The 23,632-nt window shown below is 69.1% G+C and carries 17 protein-coding genes; 11 read left to right on the forward strand and 6 right to left on the reverse strand.

Annotation, left to right across the window (positions count from 1 at the left end):
• Positions 1–25 precede the first annotated feature (25 nt).
• The 6 genes from LV457_RS06510 to LV457_RS06535 all read left to right on the forward strand — a co-directional run bounded on the left by LV457_RS06510 (position 26) and on the right by LV457_RS06535 (position 11,231).
• The gene (locus tag LV457_RS06510) at positions 26–616 is read left to right on the forward strand and encodes an HD domain-containing protein (RefSeq protein ID WP_232169876.1); all 591 of its coding nucleotides are present in this window, start codon (positions 26–28) and stop codon (positions 614–616) included.
• Between the two features lies 1 nt (position 617).
• Positions 618–3,899 carry an exodeoxyribonuclease V subunit gamma gene (gene recC, locus LV457_RS06515; protein ID WP_232169877.1) on the forward strand — a complete coding sequence of 1,094 codons (3,282 nt, stop codon included), beginning with the start codon at positions 618–620 and terminating at the stop codon, positions 3,897–3,899.
• Entirely contained in the window at positions 3,899–7,165 is a 3,267-nt protein-coding gene (gene recB / locus LV457_RS06520) for an exodeoxyribonuclease V subunit beta (protein WP_232169878.1), read from the forward strand. Before recC ends, recB begins: the two co-directional genes overlap by 1 nt.
• A complete protein-coding gene (gene recD / locus LV457_RS06525) occupies positions 7,162–8,910 on the forward strand; it encodes an exodeoxyribonuclease V subunit alpha (protein WP_232169879.1) in 1,749 nt (582 codons plus the stop codon). Before recB ends, recD begins: the two co-directional genes overlap by 4 nt.
• Before the next feature lie 90 nt (positions 8,911–9,000).
• Complete coding sequence (locus LV457_RS06530) at positions 9,001–9,387, forward strand: STAS domain-containing protein (RefSeq protein WP_232169880.1); 387 nt, start codon at positions 9,001–9,003, stop codon at positions 9,385–9,387.
• A 209-nt stretch (positions 9,388–9,596) separates the two neighbouring features.
• The gene (locus tag LV457_RS06535; protein WP_232169881.1) at positions 9,597–11,231 is read left to right on the forward strand and encodes a fatty acyl-AMP ligase; all 1,635 of its coding nucleotides are present in this window, start codon (positions 9,597–9,599) and stop codon (positions 11,229–11,231) included.
• Positions 11,232–11,548: 317 nt separating this feature from the next.
• Here LV457_RS06535 and LV457_RS06540 read toward each other — a convergent pair whose 3' ends face one another.
• Positions 11,549–12,448 (reverse strand): haloalkane dehalogenase, encoded by a 900-nt coding sequence (locus LV457_RS06540; protein WP_232169882.1) that lies wholly within the window; start codon positions 12,446–12,448, stop codon positions 11,549–11,551.
• On the opposite strand from LV457_RS06540, the gene LV457_RS06545 reads away from it, so the two are divergent.
• Positions 12,447–13,556 carry an HNH endonuclease gene (locus LV457_RS06545; protein WP_232169883.1) on the forward strand — a complete coding sequence of 370 codons (1,110 nt, stop codon included), beginning with the start codon at positions 12,447–12,449 and terminating at the stop codon, positions 13,554–13,556. The genes LV457_RS06540 and LV457_RS06545 overlap by 2 nt on opposite strands.
• Positions 13,557–13,748: 192 nt before the next feature.
• Here the strand turns inward: LV457_RS06545 and LV457_RS06550 are convergent, their stop codons facing one another.
• Both LV457_RS06550 and LV457_RS06555 read right to left on the reverse strand, forming a co-directional pair.
• On the reverse strand, positions 13,749–16,277 hold the full coding sequence (locus tag LV457_RS06550; protein ID WP_232169884.1) for an AAA family ATPase: 2,529 nt from the start codon (positions 16,275–16,277) through the stop codon (positions 13,749–13,751).
• 137 nt (positions 16,278–16,414) lie between these two features.
• Positions 16,415–16,825: a pyridoxamine 5'-phosphate oxidase family protein gene (locus LV457_RS06555; RefSeq protein ID WP_232169888.1), complete on the reverse strand. Its 411-nt coding sequence runs from the start codon at positions 16,823–16,825 to the stop codon at positions 16,415–16,417.
• Between the two features lie 157 nt (positions 16,826–16,982).
• On the opposite strand from LV457_RS06555, the gene LV457_RS06560 reads away from it, so the two are divergent.
• Positions 16,983–17,942: a cyclopropane mycolic acid synthase family methyltransferase gene (locus tag LV457_RS06560; RefSeq protein ID WP_232169890.1), complete on the forward strand. Its 960-nt coding sequence runs from the start codon at positions 16,983–16,985 to the stop codon at positions 17,940–17,942.
• An 11-nt stretch (positions 17,943–17,953) separates the two neighbouring features.
• Positions 17,954–18,841: a cyclopropane mycolic acid synthase family methyltransferase gene (locus tag LV457_RS06565; RefSeq protein ID WP_232169892.1), complete on the forward strand. Its 888-nt coding sequence runs from the start codon at positions 17,954–17,956 to the stop codon at positions 18,839–18,841.
• On the opposite strand, the gene LV457_RS06570 is transcribed toward LV457_RS06565, so the two are convergent.
• The 3 genes from LV457_RS06570 to LV457_RS06580 form a co-directional block, all read right to left on the reverse strand.
• On the reverse strand, positions 18,842–19,270 hold the full coding sequence (locus LV457_RS06570) for a nitroreductase family deazaflavin-dependent oxidoreductase (protein ID WP_232169904.1): 429 nt from the start codon (positions 19,268–19,270) through the stop codon (positions 18,842–18,844).
• 62 nt (positions 19,271–19,332) lie between these two features.
• On the reverse strand, positions 19,333–20,769 hold the full coding sequence (locus LV457_RS06575) for a DUF4185 domain-containing protein (protein ID WP_232169906.1): 1,437 nt from the start codon (positions 20,767–20,769) through the stop codon (positions 19,333–19,335).
• A gap of 199 nt (positions 20,770–20,968) precedes the next feature.
• Complete coding sequence (locus LV457_RS06580; RefSeq protein WP_232169915.1) at positions 20,969–21,604, reverse strand: TetR/AcrR family transcriptional regulator; 636 nt, start codon at positions 21,602–21,604, stop codon at positions 20,969–20,971.
• 186 nt (positions 21,605–21,790) lie between these two features.
• Here LV457_RS06580 and LV457_RS06585 point away from each other — a divergent pair, with 186 nt between their 5' ends.
• Complete coding sequence (locus LV457_RS06585) at positions 21,791–22,528, forward strand: SDR family NAD(P)-dependent oxidoreductase (protein ID WP_232169917.1); 738 nt, start codon at positions 21,791–21,793, stop codon at positions 22,526–22,528.
• A gap of 13 nt (positions 22,529–22,541) precedes the next feature.
• Positions 22,542–23,297 carry an SDR family oxidoreductase gene (locus LV457_RS06590; RefSeq protein ID WP_232169919.1) on the forward strand — a complete coding sequence of 252 codons (756 nt, stop codon included), beginning with the start codon at positions 22,542–22,544 and terminating at the stop codon, positions 23,295–23,297.
• Positions 23,298–23,632 lie beyond the last annotated feature (335 nt).

The following is a 23,632-nucleotide window of genomic DNA, read 5'->3' on the forward strand; positions in this document are numbered from 1 at the left end:
ATGGTGAGACCGGGGAGGGATCACATTGACGGCACAGACCACGCTCACCGAGCGGTTCCGCGACGCCTTGGTGTACGCCGAGGCCAAGCACCGCGCGCAGACACGCAAGGGCGGCACCATCCCCTACGTCGGGCACCTGCTGTCGGTGGCCGGGCTCGTGATCGAGGCCGCCGGCACCGAGGACCAGGCGATCGCCGCGCTGCTGCACGACGCCGCCGAGGACCAGGGCGGCGAGGCCACGCTCGCGGAGATCAGGGACGTCTTCGGAGACGCTGTCGCGACCATCGTCCGCGAGTGCAGCGACACGGTCGTGACGCCCAAGCCGCCGTGGCGGCAGCGCAAGCAGCACTACATCGACCACCTCGGCGAAACCTCCGAGGAAACCCTGCTGGTGTCCACGGCCGACAAGCTCGACAACGCCCGTTCCATGGTGCGCGACTATCGCCGGCACGGCGACGCGCTGTGGGAGCGCTTCACCACCAAGGACCCGCAGGACCACCTCTGGTACTACCGCTCGCTGCTCACCGTGTATCGGCAGCGCAGCACCAGCTGGCTCGCCGACGACCTCGAGCGCACGGTCGACGAGCTCGAAGAGCTGCTCAACGCCGCGCCCTGACATGGCGTTCCAGCTCCACCGCGCCGAGCGCACCGACCTGCTGGCCGACGGCCTCGGTGCACTGCTGAGCAGGCCGCTGCCGGATCCCTTCGCTCGGGAGCTGGTGATCGTGCCGGCCAAGGGCGTGGAACGCTGGCTGAGTCAGCACCTGTCGCGCATTCTCGGTCGCGCCGACGGCACCGACGGGGTGTGTGCCGGCATTGCGTTCCGCTCCCCCCACTCACTCGTCGCCGAGATCACCGGGACGACGGAGGACGATCCGTGGTCGCCCGATGCCATGGTGTGGCCGCTGCTCGACGCGATCGACGCCAGCCTCGCCGAGCCGTGGTGCGCGACGCTCGCCACCCACCTCGGCGAGTGCCACGACGGCACCGAGCGAGAGCTGCGCCGCGGCCGCCGCTATGCCGTGGCCCGCCGGCTCGCGGGGCTGTTCGCCTCCTACGCGCGGCAGCGGCCGCAGCTGCTCGTCGACTGGTCGGCGGGTGGCGACGGCGGGGTCGACGCCGACCAGGCGTGGCAAGCCGCGCTGTGGCGCGCGCTCACCGCGCGGGTCGACGCCGAGGCCCCGCACGTCCGGCACGCCGGTGTGGTCGCGCGGCTGACGGAATCGCCGGCGGACCTGCCCGAACGGCTGTCGCTGTTCGGTCACACCCGACTGGCGGTCACCGAGATCGAACTGCTCGTCGCGCTCGCCACCCACCACGACCTGCACCTGTGGCTGCCGCATCCCAGCGACGCGCTGTGGCGCCGTCTCGCCGGCCGCAACGGGCCTGTCGCGCGCCGCGCCGACGACAGCCACCGCGCCGTCGGCCATCCGCTGCTCGCGACGCTGGGCCGCGACCTGCGGGAGCTGCAGCGGGCATTGCCCGAGGTCGCGGCCGACGCGCACCACGCGGGCGGGCAGCATCCCGACACGCTGCTGGGATGGTTGCAGTCCGACCTCGCGGCCGATGCCCTGCGGCCCGACGGCCGGCGCATCGCGGCCGACGACCGATCGGTGCAGGTGCACAGCTGCCACGGCACCGCCCGGCAGGTCGACGTGCTCCGCGAGGTGCTGCTCGGTCTGCTCGCGGACGACCCGACGCTGGAGCCGCGCGACATCCTCGTCATGTGCCCCGACATCGAGACGTACGCGCCGCTGATCGTCGCGGGCTTCGGCCTCGGTGACGTGGTGCACGGCGCGCATCCGGCGCACCGGCTCCGCGTCAAGCTCGCCGACCGCGCGCTCATGCAGACCAATCCGCTGCTCGGCGTCGCGTCGCAGCTGCTCGCGCTCGCCGGCGGTCGGGCCACCGCCACCGAGGTGCTCAACCTCGCCGAGGCACCGCCGGTGCGCGCCCGGTTCGGGTTCACCGACGACGACCTCGACGCCATCGGCGACTGGGTGCGCGAGGCCAACATCCGCTGGGGCTTCGACGTCGAGCACCGAAAGCCGTACGGCGTCGGCTTCATCCAGAACACGTGGCGGTTTGGCATCGACCGCGTGCTCGCCGGGGTGGCGATGTCCGACGATTCGCATGCGTGGCTCGACACCACGCTGCCGCTCGACGACGTCGGCAGCAATCGGGTGGAACTGGCCGGCCGGTTCGCCGAATACGTCGACCGCCTGCACGGTGTCGTCGGATCACTGGGCCGCACCCAGCCGCTCACCGGGTGGTTGCGGGCGCTCGCCGACGGCATCGAGGCGCTCACCGCGGTCGACGACGCGGACGCCTGGCAGCGCAGCCAGGTGGACCGGGAGTTCGCGACGGTGCTCGCGGCGGCGGGGCCGCGGGCGGAAACCCGGCTGCGGCTCTCCGACGTCAAGGCGATGCTCGGCCGTCACCTCGCCGGCCGGCCGACCCGCGCGAACTTCCGCACGGGCACGCTGACGGTGTGCACCATGGTGCCGATGCGGTCGGTGCCGCACCGGGTGGTGTGCCTCGTCGGCCTGGACGACGGCGTGTTCCCGCGACTCGGCGTCGTCGACGGCGACGACGTGCTGGCCCGCGACCCGGTCACCGGCGAGCGGGACATCCGTTCCGAGGACCGTCAGCTGCTGCTCGACGCCATCGGCGCGGCGACCGAGCGGCTCGTCATCACCTACACCGGCGCCAACGAGTTCTCCGGCCAGCGCCGGCCCCCGGCGGTCCCGCTGACGGAACTGCTCGACGCGCTCGACGCCACCACTCCCGAGCGGGTCCGCGACCGCGTGCTGATCGAACATCCGTTGCAGCCCTTCGATGTTCGCAACGTCACGCCCGGCGCGCTCGGCAACCCCGCGCAGCCGTTCACGTTCGACACCACCGCTCTGACGGCCGCCCGCACCGCCGCCGGCCAGCGCATCCCCCGTCCCCGGCTCCTCGATCGGCCGCTGCCGGCCCCACCGCCCGGCGATGTCTCGCTCGACGATCTGCTCGACTTCTTCAAAGACCCGGTCAAGGGGTTCTTCCGAGCCCTCGACTACACGCTGCCGTGGGACGTCGACACCGTCGATGACGCGATGCCGGTCGCCGTCGACAACCTGCAGCAGTGGCAGATCGGCGACCGCATGCTGGACGACCTGTTACGGGGCATGACGCCGGAGGCGGCGCGCGAGGTGGAGTGGCGGCGCGGTTCGCTGCCCCCGGGGCGGCTCGGGTGGCGGCAGGCCGGCGAGATCTGTCGTCGAGCCGCGGGTCTGGCCGCCGCAGCGCAGGCGCATCGCCGGTCGTCGCCGCGGGCCTATGACGTCGACATCGACCTCGGCGCCGGGCGGCGGCTCACCGGCACCGTCCCGCGCGTGTTCGGCGAGCGGCTGGTGGAGGTCACCTACTCGAAGCTCGACGGCAAACACCTGCTGGCGCCGTGGATTCAGTTGCTGGCGCTGGCCGCTGCGCATCCGCGCCGCGACTGGAGCGCGGTCTGCATCGGCCGCCCCCGGCACGGCGAGACGCCGCGCGAGCGCCGGCTCGGTCGGCCCGCCGAACCGGCGACCGAGCTGCTGCGCGACCTGGTGGCGATCCACGACGCCGGCCGCTGCGAGCCGATCCCGTTGCCGCTCAAGACGTCCTACACGTGGGCGGCGGCGCGGGAGGAGCGACGCGATCCGCTGCTCGACGCAGGCTACGCGTGGAACTCCGGCAAATACCCGGGTGACAACGAGCAGCCCGCGCACGCCGAGGCCTGGGGTGTCGGTGCGCCGCTGGACGTGCTGCTCGGCCCGGTCCGGTCGGGTGAGGAGTACGGGGGCGAGACCACCCGGCTCGGCGCCTACGCCGCCCGGCTGTGGCTGCCGCTGCTGCGAGCCGAACAGGACGCGTGATGGAACCGTTCGACCTCCTCGGCCCGCTGCCCGCCCCGCGAACCACGACGGTGCTGGAAGCGAGCGCCGGCACCGGCAAGACGTTCGCGCTGGCCGGTCTGGTGACGCGGTACGTCGCCGAGGGCGTGGCGACGCTCGACCAGATGCTGCTCATCACCTTCGGCCGCGCCGCCAGCCAGGAGCTGCGCGAGCGGGTGCGGTGCCAGCTCCTCGACGCGCTGGTGGCGTTCGACCGCCCCGACGCCGTCGGTCACAACCAGCTCGTCGCCCACCTGCTGACCGGCAGCGCAGAAGAACTGGCCCTCCGACGCCTACGGCTGCGGGATGCGCTGGCCGGCTTCGACGCGGCCACCATCGCCACCACGCACCAGTTCTGCCAATGGGTGCTGCGGTCGCTGGGCGTGGCCGGCGATTCCGACAGCGGGGTGACGCTCGTCGAGAGCCTCGACGACGTGGTGGCCGATATCGTCGACGACTGCTACCTGCGGCTCTTCGCCGGTCAGCGCGACGATCCCGCCCTCACCCGGGACCAGGCGCTCACCCTCGCCCGGGCCGCGGTAGGGAACCCGAGTGCCGACGTGCGGCCGGCCGATCCACCCGCCGGCTCGGCGGCAGCGGTCCGCGTGGCATTCGTCCGGGAGGTGTGCCGGGAGCTCGAGCAGCGCAAGCGCAGCCTCGGCATCCTCGGCTATGACGATCTGCTGATCCGGCTCGCCGCGGCGCTGGAGCCCGCCGACTCCCCCGCCCGCACCCGCATGCAGCAGCGCTGGTCCATCGTCATGGTCGACGAGTTCCAGGACACCGACCCGGTGCAATGGCAGGTCATCGACCGGGCCTTCACTCAGGTATCGACGGTGATCCTGATCGGCGATCCGAAGCAGGCCATCTACGCCTTCCGCGGCGGCGACATCGCCGCATACCTGCACGCGGCGGCCACCGCCGGCACCCGCTGCACGCTGGCGACGAACTGGCGCAGCGACGGCGTGCTCGTCGAGCGACTGCAGTGCGTCCTGCGCGGCGCGCAGCTGGGCGATCCGCGCATCGTCGCGCACGCGGTCGAGGCACACCACCGCGGCCACCGGCTGGCGGGCGCGCATCGCAACGATCCGTTCCGGTTGCGGGTGGTCTCCCGAAAAGCGTTCGGCAGCAGCGGAACCCGCAGCGTGAAGATGGACCGGATCCGCGACTACATCGCGCGGGATCTGGCCGCCGACATCGCCGCGCTGCTCACCAGCGGCGCCACCTACGACGGGCGCCCGCTGCAAGCGCGCGACGTGGCGGTGATCGTCGAGGCGCACCGCGACGCGCGCGCCTGCTTCGACGCCCTGCATGCCGCCGGCGTTCACGCCGTCTACACCGGCGACACCGACATCTTCGCCTCGGACGCCGCGGCCGACTGGCTGTGCCTGCTGGAGGCGTTCGACCAGCCGCACCGCTCGGGGCTCGCCCGCGCGGCCGCCACCACGATGTTCTTCGGGCACACCGCCGAAGACCTGGCCGCGCAGGGCGACTCGCTGACCGACCGGGTCTCCGACACGCTGCGGCGGTGGGCCGACTTCGCCCGGGAGCGCGGTGTCGCCGCGGTGCTGGAGGCCGCGCAGCTGGCCGGCATGGGCAAGCGGGTGCTGGGTTGGGTCGACGGGGAGCGCCACATGACCGACGTGACGCACCTGACCCAGCTGCTACACGACACCGCGCACCGCGAGCATCACAGCCTGCCGGGGCTGCGCGACTGGTTGCGCACGCAGCGGCAGGAGCGTGGTGCCGTCGAACGGGCGCGCCGCCTCGACAGCGACGCCGCCGCGGTGCAGATCATGACGGTGTGGGTGAGCAAGGGCCTGCAGTTCCCCGTGGTCTACCTGCCGTTCGGCTTCAACAAGCATGTGCGGCCGCGTGAGACCGTGCTCTTCCACGACGGCACGCAGCGCTGCCTGCACATCGGCGGTGAGTCCAGCCCGGACCACGGCGCCGTCGTCGAGCTGGGCCTTCGCGAGGAAGCCGGCGACAACGTCCGGCTCACCTACGTCGGGATGACGCGCGCCCAGTCGCAGGTGGTGACGTGGTGGGCGCCGTCCTGGGACGAGCCGCACGGCGGGCTCTCACGGCTGCTGCGCGGCCGCGCGCCGGGCGAGCCGGTCGTCCCCGAGAAGTGTCAGCCGTCGAAGATCAGCGATGCCGACGCGCTCGCGCGGCTGCAGGCATGGGCCGATGCCGGCGGCCCGGTGCTCGAGGACGCGGTCATCGCGCCGCTGGTCGCCGTGCCCGCCGGCGACGGGCCTGCGGACCTTGCGGTGCGCCATTTCCACCGCCAGATCGACACGTCGTGGCGCCGGACGTCGTACTCCGGGCTCATCCGCGCCGCGGAGGCGACGGGGGTGTCGAGCGAACCCGAGATCGTCGAGCTCGACGACGAGAGCGGCGACGTCGTCGTCCACGAGCCCTCGACCGTCGGCGCCGACGTGCCGTCACCGATGTCCGAGCTGCCGACCGGCGCGCAGTTCGGCACGCTGGTGCACGCGGTACTGGAGACCGCCGACCCCTTCGCCACCGATCTCGCCGCCGAAATCGAATCGAAGGTGCGCGAGCATGCGGTGTGGTGGCCCGTCGACGCCGCGCCCGAGGCGGTGGCCGCCGCGCTGGTCCCGATGCACGACACCCCGCTCGGTCCGCTGCTGCCCGGCGCGACGCTTCGCCGGATCGGTCTGCGAGACCGGTTGCGGGAGCTCGACTTCGAGTTCCCGCTCGGCGGCGGGCGGCTCGCCGGCGTGGGCCGGTTGCTGCGCCGACACCTTCGGGCCGATGACCCGCTCGCGCCGTACGCCGACCGGCTCTCATCCGGTGCGTTGGGCGAACAGTCGCTGACGGGCTATCTCAGCGGCTCGCTCGACGTCGTCCTGCGCGTCGACGGCCGCTTCCTGGTGGTCGACTACAAGACCAACTGGCTCGGCGAGCCGGGTCGGCCACTGACGGCTGCCGACTATGCCGCACCCCGGCTCGCCGAAGCGATGCTGCACAGCGACTACCCGCTGCAAGCGCTGCTGTATTCGGTTGTGCTGCACCGGTTCTTGCGATGGCGGCGGGCCGGGACATCCGGGTACCAGCCCGACGGGCACCTCGGCGGCGTGCTGTACCTGTTCGTCCGGGGCATGTGCGGGCCGGACACGCCGATGGTCGACGGGCATCCCGCGGGGGTGTTCAGCTGGCGACCGCCCGCGGCGCTGATCGTCGAGCTGTCCGACCTGCTCGCGCGTCCGGAGGCACCATGAGCGTGCCGGCCCAGCGGGCCGCGGGGTTGCTCGCGCCGTTTTGCGACGCCGAGGTGTTCGAAGCGTCGGACGTCCACGTGGCGCAACGGCTGACAGCGCTCGGCAAGGACGCGAGCGAAGCGGTGGCACTGGCGGTGGCGTTCGCGGTGCGGGCGCTGCGGGGCGGCTCGGTGTGTGTGGACCTGCGCTCGGTCGCCGACCAGGTCGGCCTGCGTGAGCTGCCCTGGCCGGATCCCGACGCGTGGCTCGCCGCGGTGCGAGCCAGCCCGCTGGCCGCCGATCCGCCGGTGCTGCGGCTCTCGTCCGACCCGGCCCAGGACCTGCTGTACCTCGACCGCTACTGGCGGGAAGAGGAGCAGGTGCGCGACGACGTGCTGACGCTGTTGGCCACCCCCCTGCACGTCGAGGCGCCGGGGCTGCGGCGATTGTTTCCCGACGGCCGGGAGGAGCAGCGGCGGGCCGCCGAGGTGGCGTTGACGCAGTCGCTGACGGTGCTGACCGGCGGGCCGGGCACGGGAAAGACCACCACCGTGGCCCGGCTGCTGGCGCTCTTGGCCGAGGAGGCGGAATGCGCGGGCCGGCCGCCGCTGCGCATCGCGTTGGCTGCTCCGACCGGCAAGGCCGCCGCGCGCCTGCTCGAGGCGGTACGGCTGGAGGTCGCCGTGCTCGACAGTCAGGACCGGCAACGGCTCCCCGCGCTGTCGGCGTCGACCCTGCACCGGTTGCTGGGCCGTCGGGCAGACAACTCCTCACGGTTCCGGCACCACCGAGGCAACCGGCTGCCGCATGACGTGATCGTCGTCGACGAGACGTCCATGGTGTCGCTGACGCTGATGGCCCGGCTGTTGGAGGCGGTGCGGCCCGACAGCCGGCTGCTGCTCGTCGGAGACCCCGATCAGCTGGCGTCCGTGGAGGCCGGCGCGGTGCTCGCGGACCTCGTCGACGGGCTCGGCGCCCGCACCGACGTCCGGGTGGCCGCACTCGAAACGCCACACCGGTTCGGCGAGTCGATCGGTGCGCTGGCTGCGGCCATCAAGGCGGCCGATGCCGACGCTGCGGTGGAGCTGCTGCGCGCCGGCGGCGAGCACATCGAGTGGGTGGCCACCGACGATCCCGCCGACGCGCTGCGGGCGGTGCTCGTTCCTCATGCGCTGCGGCTGCGCGAGGCGGCGATCCTGGGCGACGCCGAAACCGCGCTGGAGACGCTCGACGAGCATCGGCTGCTGTGCGCGCACCGGCGCGGCCCGTACGGCGTCCACTACTGGAACCGGCAGGCCGAGCGGTGGGTCATCGAGCGCACCGGCGAGCCCCTGCGGGCCGACTGGTATCCGGGCCGGCCCATCCTGGTGACCGCGAACGACTACGGGCTGGGCCTCTACAACGGCGATACCGGCGTCTGCGTCGGCACACCCACCGGACTCGCCGCCGCGGTCGGTACCCAACGCCTTGCCACGAGCCGCCTCGCGGACGTCGACACCATGCACGCGATGACCATCCACAAGAGCCAGGGCAGCCAGGCGGCGGAGGTGACAGTGCTGCTGCCACAGCAGGATTCACGCCTGCTGACGCGTGAATTGTTCTACACCGCCGTCACTCGCGCGAAGACCAAGGTACGGGTGATCGGCGCCGAGGCGTCGGTGCGGGCGGCCATCGAACGGCGGGCGGTGCGGGCGTCCGGCCTGCGCCACCGCCTGGCCGCCGTCCCGGGCCGAATGTCGTCACCAGCTGTTAACCAGAAACATTAGGTTCCGCGGGCGCTGCGGCGTACGGTCAAGTCAGGTTGAGATATCACAGCCGAGAAACGTCTCAGGCGTACCGGGTTTCGATTCCCTGCCGTGCGCACGTCTGACGCGGCCCTGAAATTTCGAAGAAACGATTTTCTCATGACTGCTTTTGCAGCTCTACCAATTTTCGATCGTGCATCCTTTGTTTCGCAACGCCCGAACGACCGTGTCGTCACCATCTACGTGTCCGGTGACGTCGACGCATCCAACACCCAGCGATTCGCCGATTACGTCAACGAACAGTGCACCAGTTGCCGCTGGCTGGTCCTCGACATGTCCGGGGTGACGTTCTGCGGCGTCGAGGCCGCGTTGGTGCTGCAGTCGCTGGACAGCCGGTGCACCGCAGCCTCGGTGCAGATGACGCTGGTGACCAGCAGATCGGTGTCCCGCGTCCTCACGTTGTGGGAGACCTTCCCCGAACTGGCGCAAACCGCCTGATCTCCGGCGCGGTTCCGCCCGCAACGTGAACGCTCCCGCTACAGTGGCCGAGGTGCCGTCTTCCCGCCGCCCGACAGGGTAAAGAAGTCACGCGGGCACACGGGAGGTTTCGTCAGCGCCGTTGCAGGTGAGCGGTGACGGCAGTCGGGCCTCGGCGGCATCCAGCCAGTCGGCACGGTCACCCATCGTGCCGCGCGAAGAGGATGCCGATGAGTCGTTTTACCGACACGATGTACGCCAATGCGATGACAAGTGCTCGGGGCTTCGTCACCGGTGAACCGCACGCGCCGGTGCGTCAGAGCTGGGCCGAGGTCCATCAGCGCGCTCGGCGCATCGCCGGCGGCTTGGCCGCAGCGGGCGTCGGGCACGGCGACGTCGTGGCGATGTTGGCCGGCGCTCCGGTGGAGATCGCTCCGGCCGCGCAGGCGGTGTGGATGCGGGGCGCGTGCCTGACGATGTTGCACCAACCGACGCCACGCACCGATTTGATGCGATGGGCGGAGGAGACCGCGACGGTCATCGACATGATCGACGCCCACTCGGTCGTCGTCTCCGATCCGTTCCTGGCCGCGGTGCCGGTCCTGGAAGCGCGTGGGCTGCGGGTGCTCACCATCGCCGACCTTGCGAAAGGCGACGCCACCGAGCCGGTTTCGACGTCGGAGGACGACCTGGCGCTGCTGCAGCTGACGTCGGGCTCGACCGGATCGCCGAAGGCCGTCCACATCACCCACCGCAATGTGGTGTCGAACGCCGAGGCGATGTTCGTCGGCGCGCAGTTCGACATGGACAGCGACGTGATCGTGAGCTGGTTGCCGTGCTTCCACGACATGGGGATGACCGGCTTCCTGACGGTGCCGATGTATTTCGGCGCCGAACTGGTCAAGGTGACGCCGCTCGACTTTCTGCAGGACATCCTGCTGTGGCCGCGGCTCATCGACCGCTACCGCGGAACCATGACGGCGGCGCCGAACTTCGCCTGGTCGCTGCTCGCCAAGCGGCTGCGGCGCCAGGCGACGCCCGGGCAATTCGATCTGTCGAGCCTGCGGTGGGCGCTGTCCGGCGCCGAGCAGGTCGACCCCGCCGACGTCGAGGAGCTTTGCGATGCCGGCGCGCCGTTCGGGCTGCGACCGGAGGCCATCCTGCCGGCTTACGGCATGGCCGAGACGACGGTCGCGGTGTCGTTCTCCGACTGCGGCGCGGGCCTGGTGGTCGACGAGGTCGACGCCGACCTGCTGTCGGTGCTGCACCGAGCCGTGCCCGCCACGCGCGGCCGCACCCGCCGGCTCGCCACACTCGGCCGGCTCCTCGACGGTTTGGAGATCCGGGTCGTCGACGAGGACGGCGCCCTGCTGCCGGCGCGCGGTGTGGGCGTGCTGCAGGTGCGCGGCGAACCGGTGACGGTCGGTTACACCACGGTCGCCGGGTTCGTCCCCGCGCAGGACGGGCAGGGCTGGTACGACACCGGCGACCTGGGCTATCTCACCGAGTCGGGCGCCGTCGTGGTGTGCGGGCGGGTGAAGGACGTGATCATCATGGCGGGCCGCAACATCTATCCCACCGACATCGAGCGCGCGGCCGCGCGAGTGAGCGGTGTCCGGCCGGGTTGTGCCGTGGCGGTTCGGCTCGACGCCGGACTGCACCGCGAGAATTTCGCCGTCGCGGTCGAATCGAACAGTCACGACGACGCCGACGAGGTCCACCGCATCCAGCGGCAGGTGGCGCACGAGGTGCTGGCCGAGGTCAACGTGCGGCCGCGCAACGTCGCGGTGCTGGCGCCGGGGATGATTCCGAAGACGCCGTCGGGCAAGTTACGCCGCGCGCATGCGGTGGCGTTGGTGAGCTGAGGGCCTCAGCAGGAGACGCGGGAGAAGAAGGCGCCCGCGACGATGCCGATGACCAGCGCGACGGTCGCTTCGCCGAGCGCCAGCGCGACGGTGACACCGGCGATGGCCGAGACGCCGATCAGCACCAGCAAGACGCTCAGCAGCGTGTGACGGCCGTCGACCGCTGAGCCGCGAGGGCTCCGCGATACCAGTCGAGCCCGCTCCATCCGACCGTCTTGCGCACTGACCATCGCCCGCCCTCTCGCTGTGATTGAGAGCACACTGTAGCGCAGCAGTGAGTCAGATCACAGCGGAGAGGTTGGGGTCCTCCGAGCGGCTCAGGTGTCGAGCCACCGCAGCACGCGGTCGGCGAGTTCTGGCCCGCAGTCCTCCTGCACGAAGTGGCCGCCGTCGATCCGGGCGTGGGGTTGTCCCGCCGCGCCGGGGACGTGTTCGATAAGCGGGCGATCGGCGCGGCCGAGGATCGGATCCTTTGCGCCGAAGACGCAGAGGAACGGTTTCGCCCACTGCCCCAGCGCATCCCAGGCAGCACGGTTCGCCGGGATCGCGGGGTCATCGGGTGACGTCGGGACCAACCGTGGCATCGCGCGGGCGCCGGCCTGGTAGCGCCGGTTCGGAAACGGCGCGTCATACGCCCGGCGCACCGCCGCCGAGATCTGGTGCGCGGTGCCAAATTGCACGATCCGGCCCGCCGGAAACACGGGCGTGGACACCGCGAACACTCGCCACAGCGCGAACGCCGGCGGCGCCTTCCGTTGAGCCGTGGGCAGAAACCCGTTGGCGACCACGATGCGCGCGATCCGGCCGGACCGCTCGGCGGCGATCCGCAGGCCGATCAGTGATCCCCAGTCCTGCACGAACAGCGTGACGTCGGTGAGGTCAAGTTGCGTGAGCCAGTCGGTCACCCACTCGACGTGGCGACGATAGGTGTAGTCGGCGATGCGCGACGGCTTGTCCGAGCGGCCGAAGCCGATCAGATCGGGCGCGAGCACCCGAAGGCCGCCGTCGGCGAGCGGCGGAATCATGGTGCGGTACAGGTAACTCCAGGTCGGCTCGCCATGCAGCAGCACAATCGGCCGGCTCTCGCGCGGACCCTCATCCAGATAGTGCATGCGGACGCCGTCCGTGTCGCTCGCGCGCACGTGGAGGTAGTGCGGCGAGAACCGGTAACCGTCGAGGTTCTCGAATCGCGCGTCCGGGGTCCGCAGGATCTCCATGAGCGCGCACAATACGAGGGTGACTGTCGCGGCGAGCGCGGATCCACTGCTCCTGGGGCAACGCTTGGTTGCGGTACTCGAAACCGGGCTGCGGACCGCCACCTACAAGCTCGCGACGCTGATGAGCTTGATCGAGCACTGCCTCGAGAATATGCCGGAAGATCCGGCCTCCTCATTGGACGTCCCGCTGCCGGCCTTGGCCCACCGGGTGTTGGAGATCTACTGGCCGCAGGTCCGGCCGTTCGACGGTCACGAGCTGCGCCAGTCGACCCAGCCGCGGGCGCGAATCCCAGCTGCGGTGACCATGCTGCGCGCAGCGGCAGGCGTTGGTGACCACAGTTGGTCGGTGGACGTCGCACGGCTTCGCGCACCCGAGGCCTATCTGCGAGCTCTTGACGACGTGACGCTGTGTCTGGCGCAGCAGCCCTTGCACCGGCTGCAACGGCTCCGAGGCGGACACGCAAACGACCCGTTTCTGTACGACGACTCGTTCTTGCACGACCAGATTTCTCGCTCGGCGCTGCGCGCTCGCGGCGACGCCATTACGCTCCGGCCCGGCGTCGCGCACGGCCTCGCGAGGCTGGGCGGTCTGCTCAAGCCGGCGCTGGAAATTATGTGGGTCGAGGACGTGCGGCGGATGAACAAGTTCCTCGACGCACGGGTGCCCGATGTCGCCGGTCATCTCTTCGGGCGCGAGCGGACGTCGCTCGGGGCGGTCCGCGGGCCGCTCAAGGAAACATTCGGACCGCACTGCTTTTACTGCGGCGCGCACCTACCAGCGGACAACCCGATCGACCATGTGCTGCCGTGGTCGCTGGTCGGCATCGATGGCCTGGCGAACCTCGTCCCGGCTTGCGTCCGCTGCAACGGCGACAAGAGCAACGCCCTGCCCGCCGTCACGGTGGTCGACCGGGTACTTGCGCGCGACGCTGAGGTCCTCGAGCAGATTGCCACCGACTTGCAGTGGCCCACTCAGCGCGAGCGGGTGATCGCCGCGGCGCGCGGAATTTATCGCGGCCAACCGGCGGGCGTGCCGACCTGGTCGGGCTACCGCCGCGTCGAACGTTTGGACATCAGTTTCCCGCCGACGTGGATTCGTCCGCAGTAGGCACCAACTCGGCGACGACGCCGCAGAGCTGCTCGATCTCCGCGACCGAGGGCTGCAGCTCGTAGGCGTGAAGGTGACAGGCGTTGCTCAGCCGCAACCAGGCCGACGCGGCGCCGTTGGCAACGTCGGGAGTGTCGAGGGACCGCAGGATCAGCAGCTTGCTGCGCGTGGTTGCCGACGGCGCCGAGGCCTTCAGCAGCGCGCACCGGCTGCTCGATGATGTCTTCGAGCGCGCGCCGCGCGAGGAACGCCGCCATGCGCGGCGACAACGCGCCCATCGTGCGCGTGGCCAGGATGCGCTGGGCCTGGCCGAGCAGTTCGACGGCCCTCATACCAGCGCCAGCACCGCCTGGACAGTGCGCTCCAACTCCCGCGCTTCGGGAACGCCGACACCTCTCGCCTCGCTGTGTACGGCGTTGCAGAGGCCGAGCGTCCGCTGCCGCTCGGACGGGCCATGAGCCAGCCGCTGAGATCGGCGCCGGCGTCGCCGTGGACGGCGAGCGACAGCCGAGAGCGCGTCTTTCTCGCCGACGCCCATGCCGCTTCCGATTCGGTGCGCGATCTACCCGCCAGCGCCTGCCGCGTGTAGAACGCCTGCCTGGCGGCCGCTTCGACGGCCACACGGAACAGCCCGGGCAGTACTCGTGCGCGGATGTCGTCGGGCAGCCGTTCGTCCTTGATGAGCGCGAAGACGTCGTTGACCTGGCGGATGGCTGGATTGATGTTGTCGCGCACGCTGACCCTGGAGCCGCTCTCCCGGACCACCTCGATGAGCCTGGCGTCGACACCGGTCTCCCGGATTACCGACGCCAGCCGGTCGTCATGCGAGAACACCACCACCTGATGCGTCCCCGCGAAATCGGAGAGCACTTGCACGAACCCGTCGATCTTCGACGGGTCCATCGCTTGAATTGGGTCGTCGAGCACAACGAACCGGAACGGGCTTTGTGCCGCAGTGGCTCGCGGTAGAAACAGCGCAAGCGCCAGCGCGTGCAGCTCGCCTTGGCTCATCACCGACAGCGCCTTGGTCGGCTCGCCGTCGACCGACCCACTCAGTACGGCTCGGCGCTTCGTCGCCGTCCCGGTCAGCGTGATGTCGCCAAGCTCGACGTTGCTCTCCTGCCGCAATTGATTCCATATCGTGCGGGCCTGCGCGGCAACCGGTTTGAGCCGGAGATTGCGGAATTGCCCGGCGTGGTCGTTCATCCACTTCTTCGCGGCGGTCATCGTCTTCACGGTGCCGTCCAACTCGCGGGCTGCCTCCTCGGCAGGCACCCATGCGCCGAGCTGCACCGCCAACGGCACCCACACACTCTCCCGCTGCTTCAGTGCCACGTCCGCTTGGTTGCGCAGCGCCTCGGCGGTGGCGATCACCGCAGGTACCGTCGCTTCCAGGTGTGCCGCCAACTCGGTCTCGCCGTCGGGCGCCTGCCTCGCGGCCGCGACGGCGTCATTGAAGGTAGCTAGCGCGGGCAGCTCGACGCCGGCCACCTCGTCGACCATGTCGAGGCCGGCGAGCAGGGCCATCGCGTCGCGTCGCGCCTGGGCGAGAGCCGTTGCAGCGCCGCGATACTCCTGCAGCGACTGCTGCGTCTTTGCGATCGCCTCCCGGGTGCTCGCCGCCCACCCGCGGTCCAACGTCCCTTCACCGCAGACCGGACACTGCGTGTCGCCGGTGTGGTCGTGAAACTCCAGCGCTGCCTGTAGCAACGCGACCCGTTCACGGGTGCCGTCGGCGAGGGCGCGGGCAGCCGTGTCGACGGCATTGACGCCATCCCGCAGTTGGGCCACCGCGCTCCCGACTTCGTCGAGCGACGGCGCGTCGAGCTCGTTCAGCGCCCGCAGCGCGGGCGTCACCTGCAGATCGCCAGATCCGGTGGCCAGCCCCTGCACCGTCGCGAGGTCGGCGCCGCCGTGCTTTTTCAGTGCCTTCGCTGCGAGCAGCGCCCGCTCGTCGTCGCATCGGGCCAGCACCGCGAGCAGCCGCTTGCGCTCGGCGTCGGCCCGATCGCGTGTCGACCTTGTTTCCTTCAGCCGCGCGGCGAGCCGCTTCTCGGCGTCCGACAGCACTTCCAAGCCGAGCAGCTTGGCCAGCGCGTCGTAGAGCGCCGCCGGGCCGCCGTCGAAGAGCCTGCCGAGCTCGTCGTAGGACAGCACAGGTCGCCACAACTCCAGCGGGCGTGACCAGCCGAGGTGGTCGGTGCCGGCGATGCGCTTGCCGGAGCCGGCCTTCGTCCACGATGTGTGGTCGCTGAGCGCGGCGTCGTCGTCCCAGTCGATCCCGACCTCGAATGGCCCGGTGCCTTCAGCCGTGAAGCCGACGCGGATGGCGCACGGAGAGGGGTGGTGCAGGTTCCGCCACGCTTCCTCCCACAGCTTCTCCTTCTTGAGCCAGCGGTAGCTGGTGCCGGTCAGCGCCAGCTCGAGCGCTTCGGCAAAGCTCGATTTGCCCGAACCGTTGCGCCCGCTGACCACCGTGAGCCCCGGCGCCGGATAGAGGTCGAGCCGCGCTTGTGGCCCGACCCCGCGGAAGCCGACGACGGAGATGCTCGTCAGGAACGTCGGCGCCACATCGTCGTGCTGGGTCTCGGCGTTGTCGACGACCTCGGACAGCGCGTCGAGCACCGCGTCCTTGACCGCGGCGTTCAGGCCGGCATCCTCGTCGAGCAGCTCCATGATGACGTCCTGCACGGACAGTTCGGCGGTCTCGCTCTCCCCCATCGGCTGATTGAACAACGCGCCGCCGACATGCGGGCAGTTGCGGTCAGATCCCGCCCCAGGATCGTCAGCACCGACGCCGAATCGGTGTTGAGGATGACCGCCACCGGATCACCGTGCCCGCCGGCTGTTCGCTGCCGCTACGAATAGTCGGCGCTGAGCCAGCGCTGCGGCCGCATCCGGATTGCGATGGACGTCGACGTGAACATCTGCTTCACATACCCGTCGACGTCGGGCTCGCCGTAGCGGGCAGCCAGCTTCCGGACGTCGTCTTCGGTCGCCGGGGTGATGCCGGTGACGTCCCCCTCGGCGGTGACGTACCGGTACGGCGGTCGCTCGTCCTGAACGGTGATCGTGAACCGGCCCGCGGCGCGGATCACGTGGTGCTTGACGCTGTTCGCGTCGGTCCACAGCAGCACCTCGCCGCCCGGCTCGTAGAAGTACCAGATGGGCACGGCCAGCGGCGCGCGCTCGGGACGTTCCACGGCGATCACGCCGACGTGCAGATCGGCCAGGAATTGCTCGCGTTTCTCAGGGCTCATCGTCGCCATACCGAAGCCAACCGCAGCGACCGGTGTCTGATTCCGCCGCGGCAGCGCCACCGGTCGCAAGTCTTTGCTGCGGCCGATTTTTCGCCGTGGCGACGGGTCACGGGCAGCGCGAGAGGCGTATCGTCACCCCCGTGTTGAGCCGATCAACACCACCAGCATGTCTCCAGATGCTCTAGGACGGACAGTGGCAGATACCTCCAGCGCAGCACCCCAGGCTCAGTCCGCGTGGCTGGCGAAATCCGCGTCGCAGACGCGGGGCTCGGACAAGAAGGAAGTCCAGTTCCACTACGACATCTCCAACGAATTCTTCAAGCTGTGGCAGGACCCGACGCAGACCTACAGCTGCGCCTACTTCGAGCGGGACGACTACACCCTTGAACAGGCGCAGATGGCCAAGATCGATCTGGCGTTGGGCAAGCTCGGGTTGCAACCGGGCATGACGCTGCTGGACATCGGCTGCGGCTGGGGCTCGACCATCATGCGCGCCGTCGAGAAGTACGACGTGAACGTCATCGGCCTGACGCTGAGCGAGAACCAGAAGCGCCACATCGAGGAGCACTGGTTCGCGAACTCCACGAGCAAACGCCACATGGAGGTGCGGCTGCAGCCGTGGGAGGACTTCGACGGCAAGGTCGACCGCATCGTGTCGATCGGCGCGTTCGAGCACTTCGGGTTCAGCAAGTACCCGGACTACTTCAAGAAGACGTTCGACTGGCTGCCCGACGACGGCGTGCAGCTGCTGCACACGATCATCATCCCGAGCGACGAAGAGATCAAAGCCAAGAAGCTGCCGCTGACCATGTCGCGGGTGCGCTTCATCAAGTTCATCATGGACGAGATCTATCCCGGCGGCCGGCTGCCGTTGGCCGCGCAGGTGCAGCAGCACGCCGTCGAGGCCGGGTACACCGTGACCCGCGTGCAGAAACTGCAGCCGCACTACGCGCGCACGCTCGACACATGGACCGCGAACCTCGAAGCCCACAAGGACGAGGCCATCGCGATCACCTCCGAGGAGATCTACGAGCGGTTCCACAAATACCTGTCGGGTTGTGCGGACCTGTTCCGCCAGGGCTACACCGACGTCGCCCAGTTCACCCTCGAAAAGCAGCCCGCTTAGGAGCGCAGCACATGACGGACACCGGGTCGGGGGGCTCGACGACGATGAAAGTGGCCTACGACGACGTCCAGGCGCACTACGACATCTCCAACGAATTCTTCGGGTTGTTCCAGGATCCGTCGCGGACCTACAGCTGCGCGTACTTCGAGCGCGACGACATGTCGCTGCAAGAGGCGCAGCTCGCCAAGATCGACCTCGCGCTCGGCAAGCTGGACCTGCAGCCGGGCATGACGTTGCTCGACGTCGGCTGCGGCTGGGGCTCGGTGATGAAGCGGGCGGTCGAACGCTACGACGTCAACGTCGTCGGCTTGACGCTCAGCAGGAATCAGGCGTCGCTCGGTCAGGAGATCCTCGACGGCGTCGACACCTCGCGGTCTCGGCGAATCCTGTTGCGCGGCTGGGAGGAATTCGACGAACCCGTCGACCGGATCGTGAGCATCGAGGCGTTCGAGGCGTTCCCGAAGGAACGTTATAAGGCGTTCTTCGATCTCTGCCATCGGATCATGCCGGACGACGGCCGGATGGTGCTGCAGACCATCATGGGCCACCCGCTGAAACGTTGGCCGGAGCTCGGCATCCCCATCGTGATGAGCGACCTGAAGTTCATGCGGTTCGTCGCCAAGGAGATCTTCCCGGGCGGGTCGGTGCCCTGCGACGACGACGTCGTTGCCTACGCCGGTGACGCCGGCTTCACCGTCGAGCAGCACCAGGACCTGACGCCCGATTACGTTCGGACGCTGGACATCTGGGCGGCTGAACTGCAGGCGCATCGCGAGCAGGCCATCGCCGCGACGTCCGAAGAGGTGTACGACCGGTACATGCGGTACCTCACCGGCTGCTCCGACTTCTTCAACCGCAACGTCAGCTACGTCGGACAGTTCACGCTGGTCAAGTCGTAGTCAGGCATCGATCAGCTCGAATACCGGGATGAGCCGGTCGGTCTTCTGCTGGTATTCGCCGAAGCCGGGGGCCTGCTCGACGATGGCGGGGTACACCTGGTCGCGTTCGTGACGCGGCAGTTCGTGCGCGACAACGGCTGTCGGTGGGTCAGCGCCGATCTCGACGGTGGCGTGCGGGTCGGCGCGCAGGTTGAACACCCAGCCGGGGCTGGCGTCGCGGCCAGCCGCCGAGCCGACGATGAACAGCTTGTCGCCGATGTCGAAGTACGCCACCGGGTTGACGCGTTCCTGGCCGCTCTTCGCGCCCTTCGTCGTCAGCAGCAGCAGCGGAAAGCCCTCGAACTGGCCGCCCACCTTGCCGCCGTTGGCGCGGAACTCCTCGATGACGCGGGTGTTGAAGTCGTGCTCGGCTTGCGGTTCGTCGGCCATGCGCTCATCGTGGCACGGATCGGCTCACATGGTCAGGGCACTTTCGGCGAGCGGCGGCGCGATTACGGCAGCACCGTCTTCATCAGCATGACGTTGTAGGCCGACCACAGCGAGAGCGTGTAGTACAGCTCCTTGCCGGTGGACCAGGGGTGGAGGTAGGGCGCGTAAATGCCGCCAGGGTATTGAGACGATGGCACCAGCAGTTGCTCGGGTCCCCATGGCCCCTGCGGTGCCGGTGCCGTGCGCGCGACGACGTCGTTGTCGCCGTTGCAGTACAGCGCCAGGTATTGCTTGAGGTGAGTGTTGTACTGCGCCGACAGTTCACCCACCGGGCCGGGGATCACCGGTGTTGCGGTGCCGGGATACATCGGCACCCAGCTGTTGCGGTCGCCGTTCCAGTACTCGTACTTGGTCAGGTTGGCGACGTCGGCGGGGACGACGCGCGAGAGGTAGGCCGAACCCGATCGCCCGGCCGGGGTGCCGAACGAATACAGATAGCCGTCGCCAGGACCTGGCTTGAGGAAGGCGCCCTGCTGGAAGTTCTCGTTGCCCGGCATGAATCGACCGCCCGCCACCCGGTCGGCGCCGGCGAGCCGGACGCTGCTCGGGTAGATGCCCCAGTTCTCGCCGTTGTCGGGCGAAATCGCGAGGCCCGAAAAGTTCGTCGTCCAGGAGCCGTTGGCGTCCCAGCTCTTGATCGACATGAAGTTCATGATCTGCTTGCCGCCGACCGCAATAGCCGCCGTCGGAATGATGCCCTTCTCGTTGGGCGCCCAGTACGGGCTGTTGAGGATCTGCTTGGCGACGTGCCCCGTCATCATCGGCGCGCCGGCGTTCGCGCTGACCGTGTTCGCGAGCGAACGGTCCGAGCTGCGGAACAGCGTGTTGTAGCGCCACTGCTGCCCTTTGACGCCGCAATAGCCGTAGGTGTCGCCGAACGCCATGAGCACCTGGCTGCCGGTGCCGCTGTCCCACATGATGCCCAGATCGGTTCCGGTGATGGCGAATCGGCCGACGGTGTCGTTCGGGCTGTCCGGCCCGGTCACCCAGCCGACGAGCGTGGTGCCCGGCGGTTGCGGTGGTGCGGGCGGCGCAGGCGCGGGTGCCGGTGCGGCTTGAGCGGCGTTCGGCGGCTGGGTGTTTGGTGTGGCCGGCGGTCTCGGCGCCGGGACGGCGGCCGCCTGCTGTCTGACCGGCTGCGGTCGGGGGTCGAGCGCTCCGAGGATTGATCGCGAGACCTGCCCAAGCCGCGGTAGCGCCGCGCCTTCGTTGGCGCCCCTCGGGCGGTGGCCGGTCGGCGGGCTCGGATGGTTCGGCGCCGGGCCGCGGCCGGCGATCGGTGTCCAAGGCGCCGTCTGGACGTTCTGGGCGGCCGGGGCTTGGGCTTGCGCGGCGGCGCCGGTGCACGGCTCGGCGCGGGCCGGTGAGGTGACGATTAGCGAGATGCTCAGCGCCACAACGGCAACGGCGGCCCGCGCGATGCGACGACCCAGCGACATGTCACACCCTTCACGCGGGACGCCGTGGTGACGTCAGGCTGCGGATGTGACGTTAGTGATTCGTGGGGCTTCCGGCGCTCGGCAAGTGTCGATCGGTATGCGCGCGAGACCGTGTCGTGATTCGCAGACGCTTCCGACGCCGACGAACATCCCGTGACCTTCAGATACCCGCGGGTGAATGAACAGCGTGAGGTCGAATTCAGTGGACCTGCGTCGACTCGGTCTCGACGGGAAGCGCAGCGTCGATGAGGGTGGCGGCGATGGCGGCTGCGGTGTTGAAGGCGTCGGCGTTCAAGCACCGGGTTCGAGCTGACGCGCCGTCGAGCAGCAGGGCGAGTTGCTCGCCGAGCACTTCGGGGTCTGCCGCACCGGCTTCCCGTGCCGTCTCGGTCATTCGTTTGGCGACGGAATACTTGTACTCGCGCACCCAGACGCGGGCTTGATGTTCGGGGTCGGTGATCTCCACCGCGGCAGCAAGGTAGGGGCAGAGAGGCGTGACGGCGCGCGCCACGCTCTGCGGCGTCTCGAACGCGGCGAGGAGTCGCTCGCGGGGGGGCAAGTCGGCGCGGTCGAACACGGAGGCCATGGTGTCCGGGTCCCAGTCGCGCAGGTACTCGGCGACGATCCCGTCCTTGCTTCCAAAGTGCTGATACGCAGTGCGGATCGAGACGTTCGCCACCTTGCACAGCTGATCGATCCCGGTCTTGTTGATGCCTTGGGCGCGAAACAGACTGCGCGACGCCTCGAGGATGCGTTCCCGCGCACCTCGGCCGCGCCGTTGGCCTAAGGGACCCTTCGCGGAGGCCCGCACGGTTTCCGTCTGCAACTCGGTCACCTGCCCATTCTATCGCTCAGGAGCAGGACCGACACGGTCAAGTAGAGCGGCTCTTGTACTTAACTTGCGGTCGAGGCGCTGAGCGTCTAGCGTCTTAATTACAGCGCTTGCTGTACTTAACATCAGGCATCGTCGCGGCCGAGCGGTCGACGCCTTCACCATCGTTCGAATGAGAACGGAGTAGTCATGGGGAAGTTGGAAGGGAAGGTTGCGGTAATCACCGGGGCCACAAGCGGGATGGCGCTGGCCAGTGCGCAGCTCTTCGTAGCAGAAGGGGCGTACGTCTTCATCACGGGCCGCCGGAAGGATGCGCTGGACGAAGCCGTTGAGTTGGTCGGCCGGAACGTGACCGGAGTGCAGGGCGACGCGGCGAACCTCGACGACCTGGACCGGCTCTTCGACACCGTCAGACGGGAGAGGGGCAGCATCGACGTGCTGTACGCGAACGCCGGGACGGGCGAGGCGGCCCCCCTCGGGGAGATCACCGAGCAGCATTTCGACGAAACGTTCGGACTCAACGCCCGTGGGACGCTATTCACGGTGCAGAAGGCCTTGCCGCTGTTCAACGATGGCGGGTCGATCGTGTTGACCGCGTCTATCGCGTCGATAAAGGGATGGCCCGGCTGGAGTGTGTATGCGGCAAGCAAGGCCGCGCTGCATGCCTACGCCCGGGTGTGGCTGAATGAGCTCAAGGACAGGCGCATTCGGGTGAATGTGTTGAGTCCTGGCCAGGTCTCGACGCCGATCATGGAGCGCGTGCTGAAGGACCCGGAGACGAAAAGGGACTTCGAGTCTTTGATTCCGCGGGGCGAGGTCGGCCAGCCCGATGAGGTCGCCAGAGTTGCCCTCTTCTTGGCGTCCGAGGACTCCAGTTTCGTCAATGGTCAGTTGCTCAACGTCGACGGCGGCACGTCGGCGATTTGACTTAAGGCGACGGATGGAGACTGACGTGGGCAGGTACTCGGGCAAGAACGTCGTGATAACCGGTGGTGGTAGTGGAATAGGTTTCTCGACGGCGCGGCTGTTGGTGGACGGCGGTGCGGCAGTCGCAATCACGGGTCGCTCTCAGCGGACGATCGACGATGCGGTCGACCGTCTCGGCAGCCGGGCGAAGGCGATCCGCGGAGACGTGTCGCTATTGTCGGACCTGGAGTCGCTGGCCGAGCAGGTACGAGCTTCGTTCGGCACCGTCGACGCGCTTTTTGTCAACGCCGGCGTCGCGCCGGTCACCCCCTTCGGCTCGGTCACCGAAGAGATCTATGACCAGGTGTTCGACGTCAACGTCAAGGGAGCGTTCTTCACCGTCCAGCAGCTGGCTCCGCTGCTGAACGACGGCGCGGGGGTCGTCCTCACCACATCCGTCGCGAACGTGGTCGGCATTCTCGACACCAGCATCTACGCCGCCAGCAAGGCGGCACTGCGATCACTGGCCCGCACTCTGTCCCGGGAGTTGCTCCCACGCGGCATCCGGGTCAACGCGATCAGTCCCGGGCCCATCGACACCGGAATCCTGGAGAACACCATGAGCGCAGAGGCGGCAGCACGCTTTAAGGAGGAACGGGTGGCAAGCAACCCGATGCGCCGCTTCGGTACGCCCGAAGAGGTGGCGGTGGCGGCGTCGTTCCTGGCCTTCGACGCCACGTATACCGCCGGGGCGGAATTTACCGTCGACGGTGGTGTCACCCAGTTGTAGGGCAGCGATCGCAGCGAGCACTCGCTGACGCCATCGGGGCACCGCACGACGCCGAGCTCGGCGGGCTTGGCGAAGCAGTCGCCGGTAGCAAAAGCGATGAAGGAGCACGACGAAGCCATGACGGGGCTGTCAATGCGGCTCTTCGTAATCGAGGGTGCAGCTGTGCCCAGCGGGTGTCGGGGTGATGGTGTCGTGTCGGTGAGCTGAGGCGGGCCCTCGGTGGGTGACGATGCGGGTTCCTACACCAAGCTTCGCCCACCGCCGAGGGGTCCCGATGTCTGAGGTTACTGCCTGCTTGCGGGCTGTCGTTGCCGACACGATCATGCGTACCGTCG

The sequence above is a fragment of the Mycobacterium sp. MYCO198283 genome, assembly GCF_021213805.1.
Lineage (GTDB): Bacteria > Actinomycetota > Actinomycetes > Mycobacteriales > Mycobacteriaceae > Mycobacterium.

Excerpts from the sequence above, each read along its gene's own strand:
- recD (WP_232169879.1), top strand. The coding sequence starts at position 7,162 with ATGAGCGTGCCGGCCCAGCGGGCCGCGGGGTTGCTCGCGCCGTTTTGC.
- recB (WP_232169878.1), top strand. The coding sequence starts at position 3,899 with ATGGAACCGTTCGACCTCCTCGGCCCGCTGCCCGCCCCGCGAACCACG.
- LV457_RS06550 (WP_232169884.1), bottom strand. The coding sequence starts at position 16,277 with ATGGGGGAGAGCGAGACCGCCGAACTGTCCGTGCAGGACGTCATCATG.
- LV457_RS06560 (WP_232169890.1), top strand. The coding sequence starts at position 16,983 with ATGTCTCCAGATGCTCTAGGACGGACAGTGGCAGATACCTCCAGCGCA.
- LV457_RS06555 (WP_232169888.1), bottom strand. The coding sequence starts at position 16,825 with ATGGCGACGATGAGCCCTGAGAAACGCGAGCAATTCCTGGCCGATCTG.
- LV457_RS06535 (WP_232169881.1), top strand. The coding sequence starts at position 9,597 with ATGAGTCGTTTTACCGACACGATGTACGCCAATGCGATGACAAGTGCT.
- LV457_RS06590 (WP_232169919.1), top strand. The coding sequence starts at position 22,542 with ATGGAGACTGACGTGGGCAGGTACTCGGGCAAGAACGTCGTGATAACC.
- LV457_RS06575 (WP_232169906.1), bottom strand. The coding sequence starts at position 20,769 with ATGTCGCTGGGTCGTCGCATCGCGCGGGCCGCCGTTGCCGTTGTGGCG.
- LV457_RS06570 (WP_232169904.1), bottom strand. The coding sequence starts at position 19,270 with ATGGCCGACGAACCGCAAGCCGAGCACGACTTCAACACCCGCGTCATC.
- LV457_RS06565 (WP_232169892.1), top strand. The coding sequence starts at position 17,954 with ATGACGGACACCGGGTCGGGGGGCTCGACGACGATGAAAGTGGCCTAC.
- recC (WP_232169877.1), top strand. The coding sequence starts at position 618 with ATGGCGTTCCAGCTCCACCGCGCCGAGCGCACCGACCTGCTGGCCGAC.
- LV457_RS06540 (WP_232169882.1), bottom strand. The coding sequence starts at position 12,448 with ATGGAGATCCTGCGGACCCCGGACGCGCGATTCGAGAACCTCGACGGT.
- LV457_RS06545 (WP_232169883.1), top strand. The coding sequence starts at position 12,447 with ATGAGCGCGCACAATACGAGGGTGACTGTCGCGGCGAGCGCGGATCCA.
- LV457_RS06585 (WP_232169917.1), top strand. The coding sequence starts at position 21,791 with ATGGGGAAGTTGGAAGGGAAGGTTGCGGTAATCACCGGGGCCACAAGC.